Here is a 24,985-nt window from a genome sequence, read left to right as displayed (position 1 = left end):
TTCTGCGTTAAGTCGATTTTCGTTATTATGGGGCAAACATTGTATAAGATGAAGCCTGTCTGAAAAGGTTTAACGTGTTCTTTCAGACAGGCATGGTTATCAACCCAAACACCACACATTGATCTGCTACATTCCGTGTAAAATTATCCTTTTGTTTTTGAAAAATTAAAAAAGCTGCCGATTCGGCAAATATGATTTATATTGACGGCGCAAATATGCTCTGAAACAATCCGAGGATAACCGGAATACTTAATGGATGCTGCGGGCAGATTCAAACGCAGCGGAAAAAATATTATTTTACTGAATTTAATGATTTGAGTTTATGGAGAACAACAACATGTCTATCAAAGATGTTGTGCGGTTAATTGAAGAAAACGAAGCTCGCTTCGTTGATTTACGTTTTACGGATACCAAAGGCAAACAACACCATTTTACGATACCTGCCAGCGTTGTTTTGGATGATCCTGAAGAATGGTTTGAAAACGGTCAGGCGTTTGACGGCTCTTCTATCGGCGGCTGGAAAGGCATTCAAGCTTCCGATATGCAGCTGCGCCCAGACGCTTCCACTGCGTATCTTGACCCTTTTTTCGACGATGCCACCGTGGTGCTCACTTGTGACGTTATCGACCCGGCAAATGGCCAAGGCTATGACCGTGATCCGCGCTCCATTGCCCGCCGTGCAGAAGCCTATCTGAAATCTTCCGGTATCGGTGACACCGCCTTTTTCGGCCCCGAACCGGAATTTTTTGTGTTTGACGGCATTGCTTTCGAAACCCATATGCACAAAGCCCGTTTTGAAATCACGTCTGAAAGCGGCGCCTGGAGCAGCGGCCTGCACTTAGACGGTCAAAACACCGGCCACCGCCCGACAGTGAAAGGCGGTTATGCCCCCGTAGCGCCGGTTGATTCCGGCCAAGACTTGCGCTCTGCGATGGTAACGGTTTTGGAAGATATCGGTATTCCGGTTGAAGTGCACCATGCCGAAGTGGGCACCGGTACGCAAATGGAAATCGGCACCAAGTTCAGCACCTTACTCAAACGCGCCGACTGGACGCAAGACATGAAATATGTGATTTGGAACGTGGCACACAATTTCGGCAAAACCGCCACCTTCATGCCCAAACCGATTATGGGCGATAACGGCAGCGGCATGCACGTTCACCAATCCATCTGGAAAGACGGGCAAAACCTGTTTGCCGGTGACGGTTACGCAGGCCTGTCTGAAACCGCGCTTTATTATATCGGCGGCATCATCAAGCATGCCAAAGCCTTGAACGCGATTACCAATCCTTCCACCAACTCTTACAAGCGTTTGGTGCCGCATTTTGAAGCGCCTACCAAATTAGCTTATTCGGCGAAAAACCGCTCTGCTTCCATCCGCATTCCTGCCGTAAACAGCAGCAAAGCGCGCCGCATCGAAGCCCGTTTCCCTGATCCGATGGCCAATCCGTATTTGTGTTTCGCCGCTTTGCTGATGGCAGGTTTGGATGGCATTCAAAACAAAATCCATCCGGGCGATCCGGCAGATAAAAACCTTTACGACTTACCGCCGGAAGAAGATGCACTGGTGCCAACCGTATGCGCCTCGCTGGAAGAAGCACTGGAAGCCTTAAAAGCCGATCATGAATTCTTGCTGCGCGGCGGCGTGTTCAGCAAAGATTGGATTGACAGCTACATTGCATTTAAATCAGAAGATGTGAAGCGTATCCGCATGGCGCCGCATCCGCTTGAGTTTGAAATGTATTACTCACTCTAAAAATATCATCTGAAAAATAATCACACATCAAATAAGCACTTAGGCCCGGATAGTTATCTGTCCGGGCTTTTTTCAGACAGGCATTGGGTTCGTCGGTTTATTTAGAAATCTGATGAGCTTTCATAGCGAAACAATTTAAAAATTGTATGTTCGCCATCCTCGTGCTTGAAAAAATTTACAATGCCTGTCTGAAATATTTCTGCTATAAACCTTTTGATTTTATTTTCATTTTAATAAAAAACGCCCAAAAAACCTGTTTGCTGAAATAAAAATATCAAAGTGCTTTGACAATTTTTAACTCTTCCCCTAATATTCTGCCTTTCGGGCTTTTGTCTTAAAAAGTTCTCAAAAAAACATCAACTAAGGAAAGAAAAAACTTATGGAATGGGTATTCAACAGCTACTATACGCTGATTGCCGCGACCATTGTTTTACTGTTTGGTAAGTTAATGGTTAATAAAATCAAATTCTTAAGAGATTTCAATATTCCCGAGCCGGTAGCGGGCGGTTTGGTGGCCGCTGCGATTCTTTATGCTTTGCATGCATTTTACGGCGTCAGCTTCAAGTTTGAGAAACCGCTGCAAGATGCTTTTATGTTGATTTTCTTTATCTCCATTGGTTTGAGCGCGGATTTCTCACGCTTGAAAGCAGGCGGATTCCCGCTGGTTTTGTTTACTATCGTTGTCGGTTTCTACATCATTGTGCAAAACGTAGTAGGCGTCGGCATGGCCAGCGCATTTGGTTTGGATCCGCTGCTCGGTTTGATTACCGGCTCCATTACATTAACCGGCGGTCATGGTACGGCGGGTGCGTGGGGGCCTTTGTTTGAAAAAGAACATGGGGTGGTGGGTGCGACCGGTTTGGGTATCGCCAGCGCGACATTCGGTTTGGTGTTCGGCGGTTTGATCGGTGGCCCGGTTGCCCGCCGTTTGCTGAATAAAATGGGGCGTAAACCCCAAGGCGACGCCGAGCTGAAGGCCGCGATTCATGCACAAATTGCTGGAGGTGCAGACCAAAATACAGATGATGTGTTCGAGCACCCCGACCAATCACGCCTGATTACGGCCAGTTCAGCCATTGAAACATTGGCTATGTTTGCTGCCTGTTTGGCATTTGCCGAAGTGATGGACGGCATTGACAAGGATTATTTATTCGACTTGCCGAAATTCGTGTGGGCTTTGGGTGGCGGTGTAATCCTGCGCAATATTTTGACCATCGGTTTCAAATTTAACATGTTTGACCGCGCCATCGACGTGTTTGGTAATGCATCTTTGTCGCTCTTCTTGGCCATGGCTTTGCTGAATTTGAAACTGTGGGAGTTGACCGGTTTGGCCGGCCCGGTAACGGCCATCTTGGTGGTGCAAACCATCGTGATGATTTTGTTTGCCTATTTCGTTACCTATAATGTTATGGGGCGTAACTATGATTCAGCTGTTTTGGCGGCCGGTCATTGCGGTTTCGGCTTGGGTGCTACGCCGACTGCGGTTGCCAATATGCAGTCCATTACCGAGCGCTTCGGTCCTTCACACAAAGCTTTCCTGATTGTGCCGATGGTGGGCGCGTTCTTCGTTGACTTGATTAACGTTGTTATCCTGCAGACTTTCGTTAGCTTCCTCAAATAATCAGCAAGCAAACTGAAAAGCACTTGAAACTAGTTACCTGTTTCAAGTGCTTTTTGCTATGATAGCGCTTACTTTTCGATAAATGGAAGCCAGAACATGTATAAAAAACTGCTGACCTTAACTTTTGTTGCCGCATCATTGGCTGCCTGCGGTGACGACAAGCCTAAGCAGAATGTCCAACTCTCATGTAAAGACCCTGCGGTTTTGCAAAACGTGCGTACTTTGATGCAGGACTCGATCAAACAAAAAGCACGCCATTATTCTCAAAATGACAACCGCCAATATGTTGATGCCGATAAAGTTATTGCGGCCGGTAGCGAATTGGATATTAAATTAGAAAATGCCGCCGCCACTAATGAAACCCATCCCGTGTGTTCGGCTCAGCTAAATGTGACCGTACCTTACCAAGTTTTACAGACTGCTTATAACAATGCGCCTTTGATTTACGGGCAGCAGGATATGAATAGCATTCTTCAGCGTCATACGGGCAGCGGCAAAACGGCTTACAATGGCAGCGGCGTGTTCAGCCAAACTTTGCGTTATAAAGCTATTCCGGGTGAAGGTGGTGTGAGTATCAGTTTGGTGGACGACTTGAACAATACGGCTGACGCCGTATCTGCCTTGCTGCTGCCCTATGGTGTAAAAAACCATGTATTGATTAACGGCAAGCCCGTTTCCAAAGAAGAAGCCTTAAAACAGTTACGCAGCGAAGTCAAAGATGCTGATGAACAGCAGCCATCGCCGTTTGAACGTGATCCGCAAAGTATCTTGGAAGATAACAGCGCATCATCTGTGTTTGATTTTTCTGATCATCAGCAGCCTGCCGAAACCATTTCACCCGCAGATACGCACAATACCCCGGGCCTTTCTGCTGCAGAGCTCGATCAGGCGCGCAATAACTATGATGCGGCAGATGGTGAAATCAACCGTATCTGGAACAATATGGATCAAACCGTGCGTAAAGAGCTGGTTGATGAGCAGCGCGACTGGATTAATCAGAAAAACAACAGCTGCCGCCGGGCAGCCGCACGTGCCGGTGATCCGCAGCAGGCGGAATATCTGCAATTGCAATGCAGCACCCGTATGACGCGCGAGCGCATCCAGTATTTGAAGGGATACAGTATCCAGTAAAAAGGGTGTTTGACTGAATGCCTGTCTGAAAAATTGTCAGACAGGCATTCTTATATCTACACTATATAGGCTTTATTGCTTGCAGCTACCGGTTTTCATACCGCTTTTTAAAGAGTAGATATCGCAGTCTTCGGCAAAAGAAAGCGGCCCTTTATAGCTTTGGCGGATGGCTGAGGTGGTGGACGGTTTCGCATTTTCCGTGCGGTGCATAAAATGTGAAAGCACCAAGCTGCGGCTTTTGGTTTTCCGGGCAATTCTGCCGATTTCAGAAGGCGGCATATGCAGTTTTAAAGCAATCGAGTCTTTGCTGCTTTCAGGTACGGCATTGTGGGCGATAAATATGTCGGTGTTTTCAGCTAAAATATCCAGCGTTTTGCCCGTATTGCTGGTGTCGCCCGATACGGTAACGGAACAGCCGTTTTTCTCAATGCGCCAGCCTAAAGAAGGCAGCAGGCCGTGTTCTACCGGAATGGCTTTCAGGGTAAAGCCGCCGATTTGGGTTTCAAACAGTTGGGGCTGGGCTTTGTCTGCATTTACCGCAATGGGTTTTAAAGAAAAGGCAGCATCTCCGGTAAGAAAGTCGGAAAGATAGGGATAAACACCCTGTTCGCCGAAATGGCGCTCGATAAATTCAGGTGTGGTGGGAATGGTGTGGTTGCCGGTAGGGCCGTAGATCGGCAGGTCGCGTTCGCGCTCGGAGAAGAAAGACGCTTTAACCAAAGCAGGCAGATCGTTAGAGTGGTCGACATGGAAGTGGGTGAATAAAAGAGCTTCCAGATCTTTTATGCTGCCGCCGACCCGTTCGAAATTGAGGGAAGCGCCCGCACCGAAATCAATAATAAAGCGGGCTTTGCCGTTTTCCCGCACCAAATAACCTGTGGATGCACGTTTGTCGCTCAATTCCGGCCCGCCCGACCCAAGTACGACCACATCTAAATCGGTATAGTTGCACTGGGCAGCTTGGGCACCTGCGGGCACGATAACCAAGCCGAGTAACATTTTCAGTAATAAATAGGGTTTTAATAAAATAGAGAGCATTTTCCAACCTGTGTTGTTTAAGTTTTCAAAATGAAGAAAAAGGGATGTTTCGACATTTGAAGTCAGATGCCAAAGCGCATCCAAAATTTGCAGATTATATCGGATACAGGATTGCAATACTAAAGGATAATTAGTTGGATTGATGATGGTTGGCGAGATACTAATGCCTGTCTGAAATATTGTTCAGACAGGCAGTTTCGTGATTCTAAAAAACCATACCACCCGCTGTTTCAGGCAACGGGTGGTATGGTTTTTCGGTTTTGAGTATTCGAGGTAAGGGAATTGTTTTAGCTAATAGGCATTCTCCAAAAAGCAGTTTAAAACAAAAAAAGGGAATAGATGTTTGGATGTTTAATGGCTCTCAGCTATGGATAACTGAGTGGTTTTTATTATACACAAACGATAATAATTATCAATACATAAATTAAATAAATTTACTGTATTTTTATAGTGTTTTGAAAAATATAAGAAAAAAATAAATTTAAGTAGTGGGTAATCGATAAAATTTCCGTATCCGGTGTATTTAACAAATTTAAGCAGCGTGTCAAAGCACGTTTAAATCCAGTATAATTATCTATTAATTCAAATCTTTAAATGCGCTCAAACAATATGCAGAATACTTATCAAACCGTTGTGCAAGACCTGCTTGCTGCCAATCAGCTTTCTCCCGAAAGCTTGGCGAAAAGCCTCGGCATTATCGGTGCCAACAAGGTGGATTACGCCGATATTTATTGCCAGCGGATGGCTTTTGAAAGCTGGCATCTGGAAGAAGGAATGGTGAAATCCGGCAGCTTTCAGATCGATCAGGGCGTGGGGGTGCGTGCGGTTTCGGGTGAGAAAACGGCATTTGCTTATGCGGATGATCTAAGTGTGGAAAGCATTGCACGCTCGGCTAATGCAGTGCGCGTGATCGGTTCTAGCGGCGGGGAAGGGCGTGTACATGTGCCTGCTCCTGCTTCGGGCAAAAACGTGCACCAAGCCATCAATCCGATGCACAGCTTGGATTCGGCAGCCAAAGTTGCCCTGCTTAATAAAGTCGAGGCATTAGCCAAAGCGGCTGATCCGCGTATTGTGCAAGTGATGGCCGGGCTGACTTGCGAGCATGACCTGATTTATATCGCCCGTTTGGACGGTAAACATGCTGCCGATATCCGCCCGCTGGTGCGCTTGAGCGTAACGGTTATCGCCAAACAGGGCGATCGCCGTGAAATGGGCAGTTGCGGCGGTGGCGGGCGTTTTGATTTAACGTATTTCAGCGATGAGGTGGTAAAAAGCTATGTCGATACGGCCGTGAAGCAAGCGCTGATTAATTTAGAGGCGCGCCCTGCGCCTGCCGGCGCCATGAAAGTGGTGTTGGGCAGCGGCTGGCCGGGTGTGCTGCTGCACGAAGCGGTGGGGCATGGTTTGGAAGGCGACTTCAACCGCAAAGAAACCAGCGCTTTTTCCGGCCGAATTGGCGAGCGCGTGGCGGCAAAAGGTGTTACCGTGATTGATCAGGGCGATATTGCTGATCGGCGCGGTTCACTCAATATCGACGACGAGGGCAACGAAACCAAACGCAACATTCTGATTGAAGACGGTATTTTGGTAGGCTATCTGCAAGACGAAACCAATGCCCGACTGATGGGTGTGCCGGTTACCGGCAACGGTCGGCGCGAGAGTTATTCTGCCGCACCTATGCCGCGTATGACTAATACGTTTATGGAAAGCGGCGGCCACGATCCTGAAGAAATCATTGCTTCGGTGGACAAAGGCATTTATGCGGCGAACTTCGGCGGCGGGCAAGTGGATATTACCAGCGGCAAGTTTGTGTTTAGCGCTTCGGAAGCGTGGTGGGTCGAAAAAGGCAAGCTGCAATATCCGGTAAAAGGCGCTACCATTGTCGGTAACGGCCCCGAAGTGTTGAAACATGTGAGCATGATTGGCAACGATATGGCTTTAGATAAAGGTATAGGCGTGTGTGGCAAAGACGGCCAAAGCGTGCCGGTGGGCGTAGGCCAGCCGACGTTGCGGATTGATGCAGGATTGACCGTGGGCGGCAGCGAGATGTAACCGAATCAACCGGCTACTCCGACAAAATAAAATGCCTGTCTGAAAAGATGTTTTGGCTTCGCATAAACCTGCGTAGCTCGTTTTCAGACAGGCATTGTGTTTCACCATACAATACAAGTACATCCATAAAGATAACACTCATTATGCACAACACATTCCAATTACACGAAACAGATTTCGCCAAATTACCCGATATTTTTTACACCCGAGTTAACACCGAGCCTTTGGGCGATCCTTATTGGGTGGCGCAAAATCACGATTTAGCCGCAGCGTTAAATTTGCCCAACGACTTTTTCAACGCTCCCGAAACGCTCGACATGCTGGCCGGCAGCGCGAAAAAATATGTGCCGCAGCCCTTGGCAAGCGTGTACAGCGGCCATCAATTCGGCGTGTATGTGCCGCAATTGGGCGACGGCCGCGCCGTGTTGCTGGGCCAAAGCGAAGACGCGCAAGGCAAGGCATGGGAATGGCAGCTCAAAGGCGCGGGCAAAACCCCGTTCTCCCGCTTTGCCGACGGCCGCGCCGTGTTGCGCTCCTCCATCCGCGAATACCTCTGCTCCGAAGCCATGCACGGCTTGGGCATTCCTACCACGCGCGCGCTGTGCATTGCCGGCAGCAATGATGCCGTGTTCCGCGAAACGCCGGAAACCGCCGCCGTGGTTACCCGTATTTCGCCGAGCTTTATTCGCTTCGGTCACTTCGAATATTTCTATCACAAAGGCCTCCACGAATATCTGCAACCTTTGGCCGATTTTTTAATCCGACACCATTTCCCTGAATGCACGCAAGCGGATCAACCCTATCTTGCCCTGTTGCAAACCATTTCCGAGCGTACTGCCGACTTGGTGGCCGCATGGCAGGCGGTGGGCTTTTGTCACGGCGTGTTGAATACCGACAATATGTCGGCGCTGGGGCTGACGATTGATTACGGCCCGTTTGGTTTTCTCGATGCCTACGACCGCCGCCATGTGTGCAACCATTCCGATTCGGGCGGGCGTTATGCTTATAACGAGCAGCCTTATGTGGTGCATTGGAACCTTTCGCGGCTGGCATCCTGTTTCTTGCCTTTGTGCGAAGAAGCCGATTTGGTGGCAGTGTTGGATGCTTTCCCCGACCTTTACCGCAATGCCTATCTGAAAAACATACGCGCCAAGCTGGGTTTGCAAACCGAGCGCAAAGAAGACGAAGAATTAATCACCGATATGTTTAACGTGCTGCAAGGCCGACGCGTCGATTTCACATTATTCTTCAGGCATTTGAGTGAAACGGGCAATATACACGGCGCACCCGTTCCGCCCAAACTCGCCGCTTTGTTCGGCCAACAAGATATGGAAGCGTTCACTTTGTGGCTGGGCGGCTACCGCACCCGCTTGCGGGCGGAAAACAGCGATCTGCAAGCGCGCGCCGTGCGAATGAATAGCGTGAACCCGCTTTATGTGTTGCGCAATTATCTGGCCGAGCAGGCGATTGAACAGGCCAAACAAGGACACTTCGGCGAAATCGAACGCCTGCGCCGCTGTCTGGCCAACCCATTTGAAGAACGTGCGGAGTTTGCCGATTTCGCCGAACCCGCGCCGGAATGGGCAGCAGGTATTTGCGTGAGCTGCTCGAGCTGATGTTTTCAGACAGGCATTGGATTGGTAAGCCAGAATGCCTGTCTGAAACCTTAACCGCCAACCCAACCCCACAATCATGACCGATATTTTCAACGCCTTTTTATTCGCACTCGGCGTGACGCTGCCGAACTTTCTGTTGCTGGTGTTCGGCTGGTATCTGCGCCGCAGTGGGCAGGTGGATGCACATTTTTGCGCGCAGGCAGCCAAGCTGGTCTTCCGCTACGGTCTGCCTTGTGTTTTGTTTGTCAGCCTGATGAAAAGCGAAGTACATTATCGGGAGCAGTTTATGCTGGTGGCGGCAGGCGCGGTTTCGGCGCTGGTGCTGTTTCTGGCCGCCGAGCTTTATGCTTGGCAACGGGTGCCGCAAATCCGCGACAAAGGTGTGTTTGTGCAAGGCGTGTTCCGCAGCAATCTTGCCATCATCGGACTGGCGTTTGTGTCCAATGCTTATGGCAATGAGGGTCTGGCCGCAGGTGCGGTGTACACGGGCGCGATAACCATTCTGTATAACATTCTGGCGGTGGTTACTTTGAGCCGTTCGGCCGAAAGCTCGATCGGGCAGCGGATGAAAGATACTGCTAAAAAGTTATGACCAACCCGCTGATTCTGGCCATTGTGGCCGCTATGTTGTTGCAGCAGCTTCATATCGCTATGCCGCAAACGGTGATGCGAACGGGCGGCTATCTGGCGGATATCGCTCTGCCGCTGGCTTTGATTTGCGCGGGCGCGACATTCGATATCCGGTCCGTTATCCATGCTTCGGATGTTTCGATGCAGGCGAGCATAGGGCGTTTAATTGTGGCGCCAGCCGTGGCAGTGGCGGTCGGGTTGGCTTTCGGCTTCCGCGGCATTCCTATGGGCGTGCTCTTTCTGATGACTGCCACACCGGTAGCGTCGGCCAGCTATGTGATGGCGAAATCGATGGGCGGCAATGATGTGGCGGCAGCCAATATCACCGGTATCACCACGGCAGGCGCTATTTTTTCCGCCGTGGCAGGGATGGTATGGCTGCGTTCGGCCGGTTTGATGTGAGCGGGTTCATTAAAAATGCCTGTCTGAAAATGTTCAGACAGGCATGGTTTTATTCTTCTTCTGTTTGCGCTTCTTCATTTTGAGGCTTGGGCAGGCGCGCAAACCATTTGGCTACCGTTTCATTTACCTCCTCAATGCCTTGTTTTTTCAGGCTCGAAAACAGCTGAACGCTCACTTCTTGACGTTCCATAAACGGTTTTAACGCTTTTTTGACAGAAGACAAGGTTTTAATTTGGTCGTTTTTAGATAATTTATCGGCTTTAGACAATAAAATATGCACCGGCCGGCCGGTTGCTTCAAAAAAATCAAGCATCTGCATATCCAGCGGTTTGAGCGGATGGCGGCAGTCCATAATCAGCACCAGCCCGATAAGTTCTTTGCGGGTTTGCAGATAGTTGCCTAAAAGTTGCACCCAATGTTTGCGTACCGCTTCGGGCACTTCGGCATAGCCGTAACCCGGCAGATCGACCATAAAATTGCCGTCGGAGAGCTCGAAAAAATTGATATGTTGCGTGCGCCCCGGTGTTTTGGAAACATAAGCCAGCCGCACATGGTTGCATAATGTGTTGATAGCGCTCGATTTGCCGGCGTTACTGCGGCCCACAAAAGCTATTTCGGCCGGTGTGTCGGGCAAATCTTTCAAGTGGTTTACGGTTGTGAAGAATTTTGCATTTTGAAATAAATTCATGGCTATGGAAAAATACTGTAAATTTGGTATAGAATATCATATTTAAGATTAGTCGGTTTGATTCGGGCGTAAATAAGCCCGTTGAGTATAGAATAAAAGGGTATTGCGGTTTGCAATGCTGTAATCAGGAGCACTTCCATGAAACGAATTACTTTGTTGGCATTGTCGGTATTGGCATGTGGGGTTACTGCCGCACCTAAAGCCGACGTTGCCAAAGGTAAAGAGATCGCAGCTACTTTGTGTTCGTCGTGCCACGCGACCGACGGTAACAGCGGCATTGCAACCTATCCGCGTCTGGCGGCACAGATGCCGAATTATATTGAAAAACACGCACGAGATATCCGTGATGGCAAACGCACTTGGGGTAATGCCGAGCAAATGCGTGTGTCTCCCGGCATTTCTACGCTGACCGATGAGCAAATCCGCGATGTGGCCGCTTTCTTTGCTACGCAATATCCGAAAGCCGGTGAGGTGCATCCGAAAGAAAATCCCGAGCTGGGCGCGAAGCTGTTCCGCGGCGGTTTGGCTGAAAAAGGCATTCCGGCATGTATGTCGTGCCACGGCCCGAACGGTGCAGGTATGCCGGCGGGCGGCACCGATACTTTGGCTTTCCCGCGCATCGGCGGCCAACACAAAGAATATGTGGTGGAGCAGTTGAAAGCTTATCAAAGCGGTGTTCGTAAAAATGCTATGATGGAAGATATTGCCAAGCGCTTGTCGGCAGAAGAAATGAATGCCGTGGGTAACTTCATCCAAGGCTTACATTAATTTTTAATGGGATAGGCAGGCTGCCTGTGCGGTTTTTCCGTGCGGGCAGCCTGTTTTGTAGTAAAATCGAATTGCTTAATCCACAATATTTTGATGTTGCAAAATATTTCAGACAGGCATAAGTTGCAAGAAATCAAATGCCTGTCTGAAACCTATTTTTCAGATTGTTTCCCGCTACCAATCATATGAACACGCCCAAAAAAACACCACTTATCCGCCGACCATGGTTTGCTTTTCTCAGCTCCATGCGCTTTGCCGTGGCGCTGTTGAGCGTGTTGGGTATTGCTTCGATTATCGGTACGGTGTTGCAGCAGAATCAACAGGCCACAGATTATGTGGTGAAATTCGGCCCGTTTTGGTCGGAAATTTTCCGATTCTTGGGCTTGCATGATGTGTATACTTCAAGCTGGTTTGTGTTGATTATGCTTTTTTTGGTAATCAGCACGGGCTTGTGTTTGTGGCGCAACATCCCGCCGTTTATGCGGGAAATGAAATCGTTCCGCCTTCAAGCTAAAGCCCAGTCGCTGGCAGCCATGCGCCATAGTGTGGAATTGAACCATAATCTCTCGCCGGATGTGGCGGCGCGTTATTTGGAAGTGCAGGGCTTTGTCAGCAAAACCGCCGAGCGTGAAGACGGCTCGGTAATCGTGGCGGCTAAAAAAGGTTCTGCCAATAAGTGGGGCTATATCTGCGCACACGTTGCGCTGATTGTGATTTGCATGGGCGGTTTGATCGATAGCAACCTGCTTTTGAAAATGGGTATGCTTACAGGCCGTATCGTGGCCGATGAAACTTCCATGTTCGCGAAAGATTTCAAACCTGAAAGTGTGATGGGGGAAAACAATATTTCCTTTCGAGGTAATGTAAACGTTATTGAGGGGCAAACGGCGGATGTGGTGTTTCTCAATGCCGATAAAGGCATGCTGGTACAAGATCTGCCTTTCAGCGTTACTCTCAAAAAATTCCATATTGATTTTTACAACACCGGCATGCCGAAAGATTTTGCCAGTGATTTAATCGTAACCGACCGTAAAACCGGTGCCAAATCAGAGCACACTATCCGCGTGAACCACCCGCTTACCGTTGACGGCATCACAATTTACCAAGCCAGCTTTGCCGACGGCGGCTCGGATTTGAAATTCAAAGCATGGGATTTGGGCAATCCAAGCAATCAGTTTGCCGAACTAAATGCCAAATCGATGGCGGCATTTCCGCTGAATCTGGCGGCGCAAAAATATCAGATTGAGTTTGATCAATTTTCAGCCATGAATGTGGAAGATATGAGCGCACCTGCGGAAGCGCAAAAGGATTTTCGCAGTAAATTAAACGATGTGCGTGCCGTGAAGCAGGAAAAGCGCTTTACCAATATCGGCCCTTCCATTATCTACCGATTGCGCGATAGCGCCGGACAAGCTGTTGAATATAAAAACTATATGCTGCCGATTGATCAGGGCGGATCGTATTTCTTTATCACAGGTACGCGCCAAGCTTTGGATGAGCAATACCGTTGGTTGCGCATTCCCGCAGACAATCAGGGCAAAATCGACACATTCATGACGCTGCGCGAGTTAATCAATAATCACGAAGAACGCAGCAAGATTGTGGCGCGTGCCGCAGAAGCCGCGCCGCAAGATGTGCGCCGGCAGTTCGGCCAGGCGGTAAACAATACGTTGGAATTGTTTGCCCGCAAAGGCTTCCCGGGTATCGAAGAATTTATTACCCAAGCATTTCCGGCTGAGCAGCGGGATAAAATGCGGGAATATTATTATAAGATTGTGTATGGCGCGGTAAACGCGACACTGGAACAAGCTGTTGCGGATGGCAAACTGGCGGCTTGGGCGCCGGATAATGCGCGGGATCTTTTTGTGGCACATGTTTTGGAAGCATATTCCGGCTTGAAAGAATATCCCGCTCCGGTGTTGCTGCAGCTAAACGGTTTCAAAGAAGTGCGCTCTTCCGGCTTACAGATGACCCGTTCTCCCGGCGCTTCGCTGGTTTATCTGGGTTCTGTGTTGCTGGTGTTGGGCACGATTTTTATGTTTTATGTAAGAGAAAAACGTGCTTGGGTACTGTTTGACAAAGGCAAGGTACGCTTTGCCATGTCATCCAGCCGCAATGAGCGCGATTTAGAAAAAGAATTTCCCGAACACACTCGACATTTACAAGAATTGGCCGAGGATTTAAACCATGAATAATGCTACCAAAACAGTCAAACTGCCGCAGCATCATTTGCTGCAAGAGCGTTCCTTTTGGCGCAGCCTGAATATTGCCGATTGGTTGTTTGCTGCTTTTATCGTATTAGTTGCGGTGATGGCGCAATTTAAAGTGCCGCACCAGATGGATGTTTATGAGGTAAGCATCTTGTGGGGCAGTGCCGTGGCAACTATTTTATTAGGCTGGTTTTTCAAGCCCATGCGCTGGTTTGTGCCTGTTGCTATTGGTTTGGCTTATGGCGCGGTAATGCTGTATGCCGGTAATTTCGACAACCATAATAAATTTTTGCTGCGCTACTTTTTAAGCAGCCAGTCGGCAATTATGTGGCAATGTGCCACCGTATTTTTGGCATGGTTCTGCTATATAGCCGGCGCGCTGGTGGCTGCCAAGCAGCAACGTAGCACCAACACTTTGCTCGGTATGGGCACTGCATTGGGCTGGGTTTCTGCGCTAGCGGGATTTGCCGGCCTGTTGGTGCGCTGGCATGAAAGCTATCTTTTGCGCCCGGATGCAGGGCACATACCTGTGTCTAACCTTTACGAAGTGTTTATTCTGTTTATGGTCATCACGGCGCTGATGTATCTTTACTATGAAGCCAAGTTTTCCCTGCAGCGGGCCGGGGCGTTTGTGTTTACGTTTATGGCCGGTGTGGTGTGTTTTATCTTGTGGTACAGCATTGCACGCGAGGCGCATCAGATTCAGCCATTGATTCCGGCTTTGCAGTCGTGGTGGATGAAAATCCATGTGCCGGCAAACTTTATCGGCTATGGTGCGTTCTGTATGGCGGCGATGCTGGGCATTGCCGAGCTCGTGGTATTACGTAAAAACGGTGTGAGGTGGCTGCCGGATGCGCAAACCATTGAAGAAGCGATGTATAAGGCGATTGCGGTGGGCTTTCTGTTTTTTACGATTGCCACGATTCTCGGCGCTTTGTGGGCGGCAGACGCATGGGGGCGCTATTGGAGCTGGGATCCGAAGGAAACTTGGGCGTTTATCGTGTGGCTGAACTATGCCGTGTGGCTGCACTTGCGTTTGGTGGCGGGCTGGCGCGGTAAAGTGCTGGCTTGGTGGGCGATTATCGGTTTGTTCATTACGGCTTTCGCTTTTGTGGGCGTGAACATGTTTTTAAGCGGTCTGCATTCTTACGGTACGCTGTAATAAAAACGAAGGGAAAAAATGCCTGTCTGAAACTTTGGGCTGAGCAGCAACTTGCCCTGCCTTTTCAGACAGGCATTTTCTTTTTTGCCTTATCTTGCCCAAACTGTTAAACTCATATCTATTCAATCAACCCAAAGGCATACTTTACATTATGAAAGACGGAGAGCAGAGCAGTATCATACGCGCCTTCGTATATGCCCGATTCAGGCAGCCTGATTTCTTCAGGCTGCTTTTCGTTGTTTAAAAAAGGATATCAAATATCATGGATTTCAGTTGGTTGGCCGATCCGGTAACCTGGCTGGGCTTTGCGACCCTGATTGTGTTGGAAGTGGTGCTCGGCATCGACAATTTGGTATTTGTGGCGATTCTCGCCAATAAGGTAAAACCCGCACACCGCGACCGCGCGCGCGTAACCGGCTTGGTGCTGGCTGTGATGATGCGTTTGGTGATGCTGGGCTTTATGGTGCAGATGATGCGGCTGACCACGCCTTTGTTTGAGATCAGCGGCCATTCCGTGTCGGGCAAAGACATGATTATGTTTTTCGGCGGTTTGTTTCTGCTTTATAAAGCCACCACCGAGCTGCATGAGCGGCTGGAAGGTATAAACCATTATGCCGTAGCCGAGCATCATAAAATTCATGCGCCGTTTTGGGGTGTTGTGGTGCAGATTCTGATATTGGATGCTGTGTTTTCGCTTGATGCAGTAATCACGGCGGTGGCTATGGTGCAGCATATTGAAGTGGCTATGGCTGCCGTGGTGGTGGCAATGAGCATGATGATTTGGGCCAGCAAACCGCTGACCGAATTTGTTGACAAGCATCCTACCGTGGTGATGCTGTGCTTGGGCTTCCTACTGATGATCGGTTTCTCGCTGATTGCCGAAGCGTTTCACGTTGAGATTCCGAAAGGCTATTTGTACGCGGCGATCGGCTTCTCGATTTTGATTGAAATTTTCAACCAAATCGCCAGCCGCAATACCGACAAAAACGCATACAGCGGCCGTTCATGGCGGCAACGTACGGCTGAGAATGTGTTGGGTATGATGGGCATACGCGAAAGCGTGCTGGCCAAAGCAGGCAGTGAATCGGAAGACGACACGCATTTTGAAGAAAATGAAAAATCCATGATTCGCAGCGTGCTCACGCTGGCCGAGCGCCCGATTATGGGTGTGATGATTCCGCGCCGCGACATCGAGCGGCTGGATATTTCGCAAAGCAAAGAAGAGCAACGGGTTAAATTGCAGGAAACGCCGTATTCGCGTTTGCTGGTGGTGGGCAAAGCCGGGGTGGACGAGCCTTTAGGCTATATCAACAGAAAAGATTTGCTCAGTCAGATTTTGGAAAGCGGCGAAATCAATATTCAGGCTGCCATACGCCAGCCGCTGATTCTGCCCGACAGCACCACGGCGCTGGATGCTATCGAACTTTTCCGCAAAAGCAGCGCCGATTATGCTTTGGTGGTGGATGAGTTTGGGGCTGTGCTCGGTATGGTAACCATGAAAGACTTGCTTGAAACCATCGCTGGCGAATTTCCCGAAGAATTTGAACGCGAAGAAGAGCCGGCTTTGCAAGAGAATGCAGACGAAAGCTTTACTGTTGACGGCTCGCTTGAATATGTGGAACTTGTACCGCAACTCAACCTGCCGCCGCAGGATGAAGATACCGAATACCACACGGTGGCCGGCCTGATTATGGAAGAGCTGCACACCATTCCCGACGTGGGCGACTTTATCAGTTTCCACGGCTGGCGCTTTGAGGTGATTGAAAAAGAAGGGCAGCGGATTGAGCGTGTGAAAATTACTAAGTTGCCGGAAGAATAAATGCAAGGCTGAATAAACCATGCCTGTCTGAAACTCACTTTCAGACAGGCATGGTTCATTTTTTGTATCGTCAATCAACTTAAGAAAAAGTACGCACGTCATACTCGGGCTTGACTCGAGTATCCCTAAATTTACTAAAACTCAAGATATTCGGGTCAAGTCCGAGTATGACGGCAAGGTTACCATGTAAGTGGTTTTACTATGTAGGACAGAAAAAGTCGGGATTACAGAAATGCCTGTCTGAAAAGTGGCTTTCAGACAGGCATAGGTTTACCTGTTCAAACAATCAGCACACGTCAACCAACCAGCCGTGTTTGTCTTCGACCACGCCGTATTGGATGTCGGTAACGGCTTTGCGGATGGCGTAGCCGCGTTCCTGACTTTGCACGGGGATTTCTTGGCCGTTGATGACAAACGAGGTGACCGGGGAAATCACGGCTGCGGTGCCGGTGAGGATGGCTTCTGCTCCGTTTTCCACGGCGGCTTTCAGCTCGTCTACGGTGAAGTTGCGCTCGCTTACGGTGTAGCCCAAATCTTTGGCTACGGTCAACACGGAATCGCGGGTCACGCCGTGCAGAAATTCATCGGTAAGTGGTTTGGTGATGATTTCGTTGCCGTTAATCAGGGCGAAGTTGGATGCGCCGGTTTCCTGCACATCGCCGTTGGGGCAGAACAAGACTTGGTTGGCACCGTATTCTTCTTTGGCTTTGAGCACCCAGGGCAGGGCTGAGGCGTAGTTGCCGCCGCATTTCACGCGGCCCATGTGCGGTGCGCAACGCATGTGTTCGGTTTCCACCAAAAGCTTCATGGGGGAACCGACTTTGAAATAGTCGCCCACGGGCGAGGCAAGGATGTAGAGCAAGGCGGTTTCGGAGGGTGTGCCGGCTTTGCCGATAACGGGGTCGGTGCCGATCAGGGTGGGGCGCAGATAGAGGGCGGCAGGTGCGTCGGGAACTTCGTCTGCCGCGCGTTTAACCAGCTCTACCAACGCGTTCAGATAGGCTTCGCTGTCGGGCACGGGCAGGTGCAGCAGGCGGGCGCTTTGGCGCATGCGTTCGATGTTGGCCTGCGGGCGGAATAAAACGATGCGGCCGTTTTGCTGGCGGAAGGCTTTGAGCCCTTCAAAACATTCGCTGCCGTAGTGGATGGCGTGTGCGCCGGGGGATAAGGTGAGATCGTGTGCGGACTGCCAGCGCACGGGTTGCCATGCGCCGTTTTCATAAGCCAATACCGGCATTTCTTGGTGAAAGACGCTGCCGAATACGGCTGGAACGGTTCTGCTCATTGTGTGTAACCCTTAATCGGAAATTCTCAAAGCTATAAAGATACGCTTTCAGACAGGGGTTTGGCAAGGGCTTGCTTGTAATTGGGGTGGGTGTGTGTAGTCGGTTGTAGCCAAGAGGGGTAAAATGCCTGTCTGAAAGGTAGTTTGATTGTTAATGAATGCCTCGCGGCACGTTGCCGGAAGAGGAGAAACCGGCTTTAAATCCGGTTAGCCAAGTGCCGTGGGAATTATAGTTAATATATAAATGTGAATTTTGGTGTGTGGCAAGCCGAGGATATGGATAGTGAAGCGGGCGGCCGTAAATGCCTGTCTGAAAGAATGATATGAAACCTTTTAGCCGTTTGTTGGGTGCTGCCGTTTTTCTGGTGGGCGTGTTTGCGTTTTTGCAAGTGTATGCCGTGCAGGCGATTCTGCCTTTGTTGGTGCGGGATTTGCAGGCAACGGAAGTGCAAGCCGGATTGGCTGTGGGGGCGACTGTGTTCGGTGTAGCTTTGATGTCGCCGTTTATGGGCATGCTTTCTGATGCCGTCGGCCGTAAGGTGTTTATTGTGGGTTCGCTGATTTTTCTGGCGCTGCCTACTGCGCTGCTGGCTGGTGTGCAGTCGATTGAGCAAATGATGGCTTTCCGCTTTTTGCAGGGCTTGGCGGTGCCGGGGATTACGGTGGTGCTGATTGCCTATATCGGTGAAGAGTTTAAAACGGCAACCATGACGCGCTTGATGTCGTTTTATGTGGCGGGCACGGTAATGGGCGGCTTTATGGGGCGCTTTATGCTGGGGCATCTGAGTGAGATTATGGGCTGGCGCTCTGCGTTTTATGTGATGGCGGCGCTCACTTTGAGCAGCGCGTTTTTTGTGTGGAAGCAGCTGCCGGCATCGCGCCGTTTTGTGCCCAAACCTCATTTTAAAACAGCCCTGAACACGCTTTCTGGCCATCTGCACAACCGTTATGTGATTGCCGCTTGCTTGCTCGGCGCCTGTGTGTTGTGTTCGCTGGTGGGCTGCTTCACCTATATCAATCTGCATTTGGCCGCGGCGCCTTATCAGCTCAACAGCGCGGACTTGGCCAATCTGTTTTCCGTTTATTTAATCGGCATGGTGATAACGCCTTTGTCTGCCAAACTGATCAACCGTTTCGGCAGCGCGCGCACCATATTGATGGCGGTGGGCTTGTCTATGGCTGGCATGCTCGGCACGCTTGTATCGCCGCTGGCGGCTGTTATCGGTGCGCTGGTGTTGATGTCGTCCGGCGTGTTTATCACTCAGGCGGCTACCATCAGCTATATTGCGGCCAATGTGAAAGAAGGCCGTTCGCTCGCTTCCGGGCTTTACTACATGGCTTATTACGGCGGCGGTACCATTGGCGCCTGGCTCTGCGGGCTGGCTTATGCGCACAGCGGCTGGCAAGGCGTGGTGTGGGTGCTGCTGGGCGTGCAAACCGCGGCTCTGCTGATTACCTTCAAAGGCATGTTGAGGCCTGTCTGAAAACCCTCGCCATGCTTTTTCAGGCAGGCATGCTCTACACGCAGGCGCAAATTAAGTTATGATGCGCCTTAAGTTTTCATCAACACGCACACTTATGCAGCCCACCATTTTCATCGCCGATCTCCACCTCTCCGATGACACGCCCGAGCTGAACCGCTTATTCTTACAAACCTTAGAAAGCTGGCGCGGCAAAACCGGCGCGCTCTATATTCTCGGCGACTTGTTTGAAGTATGGCTGGGCGACGACATTCTCAGCGAAACCGCACGCCAAACCGCCGCCGCTTTAAAAGCGTTCAGCCAAACCGCGCCCGTATATTTTATCTGCGGCAACCGCGATTTCCTGCTCGGCAAGCGTTACGCCGAAGCAGCAGGCATGACGCTACTGCCCGAAAACCAAATCATCGAGCTTTACGGGCAAACTTATCTGATTACCCACGGCGACGAAATGTGTACCGACGATATTTCCTACCAACGCTTCCGCCGCATCATCCGCAACCCGTGGCTGCGCAAAGCCTTGCTCTCCCTGCCGCAAAGCCGCCGCCGGAAAATCGCCGCCAAAATCCGCACCGCTAGCAAACAGAAAAAGCAGCAAATGGGCCGGACAGCGATTTCCGACGTTACCGAACAAGGCGTGCAGGCCGTTTTAAGCCGGCATCCGCAAGCTCAGGCCATTATCCACGGACACACACACCGACCGCATGTGCACGAGCATGTGTTCAACGGTAAAACGGTCAAGCGTTATGTGCTGCCGGATTGGCATGGTGCACAGGGCGGGTATTTGTCGGTGTCGCCGGAGGGGGTGGAGATGGAGGTATTAGGAGAATGAATATTTTAACTGTTGGATAAAATAAAAAATGGTATGGCTATTTATGAAAAAAGGATAAATATAAATAAGAAAAATTTAATAACGATTAATATTAAATTTTAAGTTACAGTTACATGATTGATTTAGTCCTGTTAATAAATTAATATATTAACTAACTGATAAATAGCAGTTATTTTTTCATAAGCTTATAGGGATAGTATATTTTTAGGAGACTTAGAATGATTGGAACTTTGGGGAATAAAATGTATCCTTCAACATGTAGTTATGCTGCGGTTGCACACCATTTTTTTAATAGGAATATCTTATTGTTTTCTACTTTTGAGGAATGTATGACAGCATTGAAAGAAAGAAGCATTAATATAGGTGTTGTTCCTGCAGCATATCCCAAAATTAATCCTATCATTATGGATGACGATTTACAGGTTGCTGATACGTTCATGTATCGGATTCCTGATTTAGTTCTAGCTGCAAATCAGGAAAATAATATCAGGCATTTTCATCATTTATACTTTCATCCAGCAACAAAATCATTGTTTTCAAAAATTAATAGTCAATTTTCTTTTAAGGAAATAATTCCTGCTGATTCAAATACAGATGCAGCTTTAAAGGTTAAACAATCAGGACGAGAAAATAATCTGTGTATTACAAACGCATTGTGTGTTGCACAACAGGATTTAAAAGCATTACAAATTCTTAAAGAAGGGTTTGTAATGCCGTTTATTTGTTTTACACGAAAGGGGTTTTCTCCCAAATGAGTTTGTATACATTAATTTATTTCTTTGCTTCAAGCCTACTGATTGCCGCTCTGCCCGGGCCAGCGATGATGCTGGCGATACAAGGAGCGCTTAAAAGTGGCTGGCGCAAAGGTATAGAAGTTACAATAGGGATATTATTGGCTGATGCTGTGTTGTTGTTGGCTGTATGTGTAGGTTTGGGAGAGATGATGGCAGGCTCGCCCAAGCTATTGTTTATCATGGGTATTGCTGCTTCACTATATCTACTGTATTTGGGAGGCAGATCGTTATACGAAATTCGTCGTATTGTGGGTAATTTGCCGGAAAGTACAGACAATGCGGGCTGGAAAACAGGTTTTCTGATTACGGTGGTAAATCCGAAAACTATTGTTTTTCTGTTGGCATATTTTCCGCAATTTGTTAAGCCGCAAGAGCAGATACCGGAAAATGTACAGTTGATTGTGTTGTCGGTATTGTTTTTATTGGCGGTCGCGATAGTGATGACTGCTTATGTGTTTACGGCACACGCTGCAAGAAATCAGTTGTCGAAACCAGTTGTTCGTCGTTTGATATCTTTGATGTTCGGGCTGTTATTGATTTACATTGGTCTGGATGGGCTGATTGAGGTTTTCGGTTGATATATTTCTTAAGGATGCGGGCCGTCTGAACATATTTCAGGCGGCTTTTGTGTTGGTTTTATCTTTATTGAAAGAAAACCCCATTAGCCTTGTAAAACCGTTTAAAATAGCCTGCGTTTGGGCGGCTCTGCGCCGGTTTGGCCGCCTTGCTTTGAATACAAAGGAAAAATCATGAACTTCAACGACTTGTTCAACCGAAACGAATTTGCATCACGCCACATCAGCTTTAAAGACGAAGCGGCTTTGCTGGAAGCGCTCGGCGAAAGCAGCATGGCCGGTTTTATCGACAATACCGTGCCGCAAAGCATCCGTATGCCGTCTGAACTCAATCTGCCCGAGGCTTTGAGCGAAGCCGACGCGTTGGCGAAGCTCAAAGATGTGGCGGCGAAAAACAAGGTAAACAAAAGCTATATCGGCTTGGGCTATTATCCGACCCGCCTGCCGAATGTGATTTTGCGCAACGTGCTGGAAAACCCGGGCTGGTACACGGCTTATACGCCTTATCAGTCGGAAGTGGCGCAAGGCCGTTTGCAGGCTTTGCTGAACTTCCAGCAAATGTGTATCGACCTCACCGGCTTTGAAGTGGCGGGCGCGTCGTTGTTGGACGAGGCGACGGCGGCGGCCGAGGCGATGGCGATGGCCAAGCGCGTGGGTAAGTCTAAATCGAATCAATTTTTTGTGGACGAGCGCGTGTATCCGCAAACGCTCGACGTGATGAAAACCCGCGCCAAATATTTCGGCTTTGAGTTGGTGGTGGGCGATTTTCAGACGGCCTCCGAAGGCGATTTCTTCGGTGCGCTGTTCCAATATGTCGGCAAAGACGGCGATGTGCGCGATTTGGAAGCCGTGATAGGCCGTCTGAAAGAAAAAGGCGTGATTGTAGCGGTGGCGGCCGACGTGATGAGCTTGGTGCTGCTGAAATCGCCTGCTTCTTTGGGCGCGGACATTGCTTTGGGCAACACCCAGCGTTTCGGCGTGCCGATGGGCTTCGGCGGCCCGCATGCGGCTTATTTTGCGTTTAAAGACGAATTCAAACGCTCGTCGCCCGGCCGCATTATCGGCGTATCGAAAGACGCTTCGGGCAAACCCGCGCTGCGCATGGCTTTATCAACCCGCGAGCAGCACATCCGCCGCGAAAAGGCGACTTCCAACATCTGTACCGCGCAGGCTCTGCTGGCCAACTTGGCGGGCATGTATGCCGTTTACCACGGCCCCGAAGGTGTGAAACGCATTGCCAACCGCATTCACGCGCTGGCGGCTGCGTTTGCCGACGCGGTGGCTTCAGACGGCCTCAAAGTGGTGCATGAAGTGTTCTTCGACACCGTGGCCGTAGATTGCGGCGCGAAAGCCAAAGAGATTTATCAGGCCGCCTTAAATGCGGGCTACAACCTGCGCCAAGTGAATGACAATGTGTTGGCCGTGGCGTTCCACGAAGAAACGTCCGCCGCCGATTTTGCCAAGTTGGTGGAACTCTTCACCGGAAAAGCACAATGCCTGTCTGAAAAAGCCTCGAGCAAACTTTCAGACGGCCTCTTGAGAAAAGATGCCATCTTGCAGCACCCCGTGTTCAACAGCTACCACACCGAACACGAAATGCTGCGCTATCTGAAAAAGCTGGAAGAGCGCGACTTGGCGATGAACCGCAGCATGATTTCGCTCGGCAGCTGCACCATGAAGTTGAACGCCACCAGCGAAATGCTGCCGATTACTTGGCCCGAGTTCAGCAGCATCCACCCCTTCGCCCCGCGCGACCAAGTGGCGGGCTATATGCAGATGCTCACCGATTTGCAAGATCAGCTCAAAGCCATCACCGGATTTGACGCGATTTCCATCCAGCCGAACTCCGGCGCGCAAGGCGAATACACCGGCTTGCTGTCTATCCGCCGCTATCACGAAGCCAACGGCCAGCCTAACCGCGACGTGTGCCTGATTCCCCAATCCGCACACGGCACCAACCCCGCCACCGCGCAAATGTTGGGCATGAAAGTGGTGGTGGTGAAAACCGACGAGCAGGGCAACGTCGATATCGAAGACCTGAAAGCCAAAGCCGCCGAACATCAACAAAACTTAGGCGCGCTGATGATTACCTATCCGTCCACCCACGGCGTGTACGAAGAAGGCATCCGCGACATCTGCAAAATCATCCACGACCACGGCGGCCAAGTGTATATGGACGGCGCAAACATGAACGCCCAAATCGGCATCATGCAGCCCGCCGAAGTGGGCGCGGACGTGCTGCACATGAACCTGCACAAAACCTTCTGCATCCCGCACGGCGGCGGCGGCCCCGGCATGGGCCCCATCGGTTTGAAAGCGCATCTCGCCCCGTTCGCCCCGAGCCACACCGTATCGCCCGTTGAAGGCGCAACCGACGGCATGAGCGCCGTATCCGCCGCGCCTTACGGCTCCGCCAGCATCCTGCCGATTACTTGGATGTACATCACCATGATGGGCAAAACCGGCATGGAGCAAGCCACCCAATGGGCATTGCTGAACGCCAACTATGTGGCCAAAGAATTGAGCGCGGATTACCCGATTCTCTACACCGGCAAAAACGGCCGCGTCGCGCACGAATGTATCGTTGACTTGCGCCCGCTCAAAGCCGAAAGCGGCATCACCGAAACCGACATCGCCAAACGCCTGATGGACTACGGCTTCCACGCCCCCACCGTGTCGTTCCCCGTTGCCGGCACGCTGATGATCGAGCCGACCGAAAGCGAAAGCAAAGCCGAGCTCGACCGCTTCATCGCCGCACTGAAATCCATCAAACAGGAAGTGTTGAAAGTGCAAAACGGCGTATGGCCGAAAGACGACAACCCGCTGGTGAACGCCCCGCACACCGCCGCCAACGTAACCGACGGCGAATGGACGCACCCCTACACCCGCGAAGAAGCCGTGTTCCCGCTGCCCTATGTTCGCGAAAACAAATTCTGGCCGAGCGTTAACCGCGTGGACGATGTGTACGGCGACCGAAACTTGGTCTGCTCTTGCCCGCCGATGAGCGCGTATGAGGAATAAGCTTTAGTTTGATGTGAGAAGCTAAGTTAAATGCCTGTCTGAAAAAGTTTCAGACAGGCATTTTGTTTGGTAATTCTATATGGAATAGGTGATTTAAAAATCAAATG

General features: G+C 50.0%; 19 protein-coding genes. 16 read left to right on the top strand and 3 right to left on the bottom strand.

The genetic code is table 11. The features are described 5' to 3' along the window. The first annotated feature begins 337 nt into the window (after positions 1-337). The 3 genes from glnA (at position 338) to AKG09_RS08145 (ending at position 4,508) form a co-directional block, all read left to right on the top strand. Positions 338-1,756, top strand: coding sequence for a type I glutamate--ammonia ligase (gene glnA / locus AKG09_RS08155; RefSeq protein WP_054619038.1), 1,419 nt, complete (start codon positions 338-340; stop codon positions 1,754-1,756). Between the two features lie 379 nt (positions 1,757-2,135). Further along, on the top strand, positions 2,136-3,377 hold the full coding sequence (gene gltS, locus AKG09_RS08150) for a sodium/glutamate symporter (protein ID WP_054618956.1): 1,242 nt from the start codon (positions 2,136-2,138) through the stop codon (positions 3,375-3,377). A gap of 96 nt (positions 3,378-3,473) precedes the next feature. Then, positions 3,474-4,508 carry a lysozyme inhibitor LprI family protein gene (locus AKG09_RS08145; RefSeq protein WP_054618955.1) on the top strand — a complete coding sequence of 345 codons (1,035 nt, stop codon included), beginning with the start codon at positions 3,474-3,476 and terminating at the stop codon, positions 4,506-4,508. 72 nt (positions 4,509-4,580) lie between these two features. Here the strand turns inward: AKG09_RS08145 and AKG09_RS08140 are convergent, their stop codons facing one another. Then, positions 4,581-5,546 (bottom strand): MBL fold metallo-hydrolase, encoded by a 966-nt coding sequence (locus AKG09_RS08140; RefSeq protein ID WP_197272134.1) that lies wholly within the window; start codon positions 5,544-5,546, stop codon positions 4,581-4,583. 609 nt (positions 5,547-6,155) lie between these two features. Here AKG09_RS08140 and tldD point away from each other — a divergent pair. The 4 genes from tldD to AKG09_RS12205 all read left to right on the top strand — a co-directional run bounded on the left by tldD (position 6,156) and on the right by AKG09_RS12205 (position 10,246). Continuing rightward, entirely contained in the window at positions 6,156-7,598 is a 1,443-nt protein-coding gene (tldD, locus tag AKG09_RS08135; protein ID WP_054618954.1) for a metalloprotease TldD, read from the top strand. 143 nt (positions 7,599-7,741) lie between these two features. Further along, complete coding sequence (locus tag AKG09_RS08130) at positions 7,742-9,214, top strand: YdiU family protein (RefSeq protein ID WP_054618953.1); 1,473 nt, start codon at positions 7,742-7,744, stop codon at positions 9,212-9,214. A 76-nt stretch (positions 9,215-9,290) separates the two neighbouring features. Further along, a complete protein-coding gene (locus tag AKG09_RS12210; RefSeq protein WP_231623919.1) occupies positions 9,291-9,806 on the top strand; it encodes an AEC family transporter in 516 nt (171 codons plus the stop codon). After that, complete coding sequence (locus AKG09_RS12205; RefSeq protein WP_231623918.1) at positions 9,803-10,246, top strand: AEC family transporter; 444 nt, start codon at positions 9,803-9,805, stop codon at positions 10,244-10,246. Before AKG09_RS12210 ends, AKG09_RS12205 begins: the two co-directional genes overlap by 4 nt. A gap of 49 nt (positions 10,247-10,295) precedes the next feature. Here AKG09_RS12205 and yihA read toward each other — a convergent pair whose 3' ends face one another. Further along, positions 10,296-10,934 (bottom strand): ribosome biogenesis GTP-binding protein YihA/YsxC, encoded by a 639-nt coding sequence (gene yihA / locus AKG09_RS08120; protein ID WP_054618952.1) that lies wholly within the window; start codon positions 10,932-10,934, stop codon positions 10,296-10,298. A 138-nt stretch (positions 10,935-11,072) separates the two neighbouring features. Here yihA and AKG09_RS08115 point away from each other — a divergent pair, with 138 nt between their 5' ends. The 4 genes from AKG09_RS08115 to AKG09_RS08100 all read left to right on the top strand — a co-directional run bounded on the left by AKG09_RS08115 (position 11,073) and on the right by AKG09_RS08100 (position 16,893). Then, positions 11,073-11,702: a cytochrome c gene (locus AKG09_RS08115; RefSeq protein WP_054618951.1), complete on the top strand. Its 630-nt coding sequence runs from the start codon at positions 11,073-11,075 to the stop codon at positions 11,700-11,702. A 245-nt stretch (positions 11,703-11,947) separates the two neighbouring features. After that, entirely contained in the window at positions 11,948-13,897 is a 1,950-nt protein-coding gene (locus tag AKG09_RS08110) for a cytochrome c biogenesis protein ResB (RefSeq protein ID WP_082391906.1), read from the top strand. Beyond that, entirely contained in the window at positions 13,890-15,074 is a 1,185-nt protein-coding gene (gene ccsB, locus AKG09_RS08105; RefSeq protein WP_054618949.1) for a c-type cytochrome biogenesis protein CcsB, read from the top strand. The genes AKG09_RS08110 and ccsB overlap by 8 nt, the downstream gene beginning before the upstream one ends. A gap of 262 nt (positions 15,075-15,336) precedes the next feature. After that, positions 15,337-16,893 (top strand): TerC family protein, encoded by a 1,557-nt coding sequence (locus AKG09_RS08100; protein WP_054618948.1) that lies wholly within the window; start codon positions 15,337-15,339, stop codon positions 16,891-16,893. 286 nt (positions 16,894-17,179) lie between these two features. Here the strand turns inward: AKG09_RS08100 and ilvE are convergent, their stop codons facing one another. After that, positions 17,180-18,178 (bottom strand): branched-chain-amino-acid transaminase, encoded by a 999-nt coding sequence (ilvE, locus tag AKG09_RS08095; protein ID WP_054618947.1) that lies wholly within the window; start codon positions 18,176-18,178, stop codon positions 17,180-17,182. Between the two features lie 323 nt (positions 18,179-18,501). Here ilvE and AKG09_RS08090 point away from each other — a divergent pair, with 323 nt between their 5' ends. The 5 genes from AKG09_RS08090 (at position 18,502) to gcvP (ending at position 24,878) form a co-directional block, all read left to right on the top strand. Further along, a complete protein-coding gene (locus AKG09_RS08090; RefSeq protein ID WP_054618946.1) occupies positions 18,502-19,662 on the top strand; it encodes an MFS transporter in 1,161 nt (386 codons plus the stop codon). 94 nt (positions 19,663-19,756) lie between these two features. Beyond that, positions 19,757-20,488, top strand: a complete 732-nt coding sequence (locus tag AKG09_RS08085; RefSeq protein WP_054619036.1) for a UDP-2,3-diacylglucosamine diphosphatase — start codon at positions 19,757-19,759, stop codon at positions 20,486-20,488. 218 nt (positions 20,489-20,706) lie between these two features. Further along, on the top strand, positions 20,707-21,243 hold the full coding sequence (locus AKG09_RS08080; RefSeq protein ID WP_054618945.1) for a prephenate dehydratase domain-containing protein: 537 nt from the start codon (positions 20,707-20,709) through the stop codon (positions 21,241-21,243). Then, positions 21,240-21,860 (top strand): LysE family translocator, encoded by a 621-nt coding sequence (locus AKG09_RS08075; RefSeq protein ID WP_054618944.1) that lies wholly within the window; start codon positions 21,240-21,242, stop codon positions 21,858-21,860. The genes AKG09_RS08080 and AKG09_RS08075 overlap by 4 nt, the downstream gene beginning before the upstream one ends. Positions 21,861-22,031: 171 nt before the next feature. After that, the gene (gene gcvP, locus AKG09_RS08070) at positions 22,032-24,878 is read left to right on the top strand and encodes an aminomethyl-transferring glycine dehydrogenase (protein ID WP_054618943.1); all 2,847 of its coding nucleotides are present in this window, start codon (positions 22,032-22,034) and stop codon (positions 24,876-24,878) included. The last annotated feature ends 107 nt before the right edge of the window (positions 24,879-24,985 follow it).

This window comes from Neisseria sp. 83E34 (genome assembly GCF_001308015.1).
Lineage (GTDB): Bacteria > Pseudomonadota > Gammaproteobacteria > Burkholderiales > Neisseriaceae > Neisseria.
This window is presented reverse-complemented; position numbering and strand designations above follow the sequence as displayed.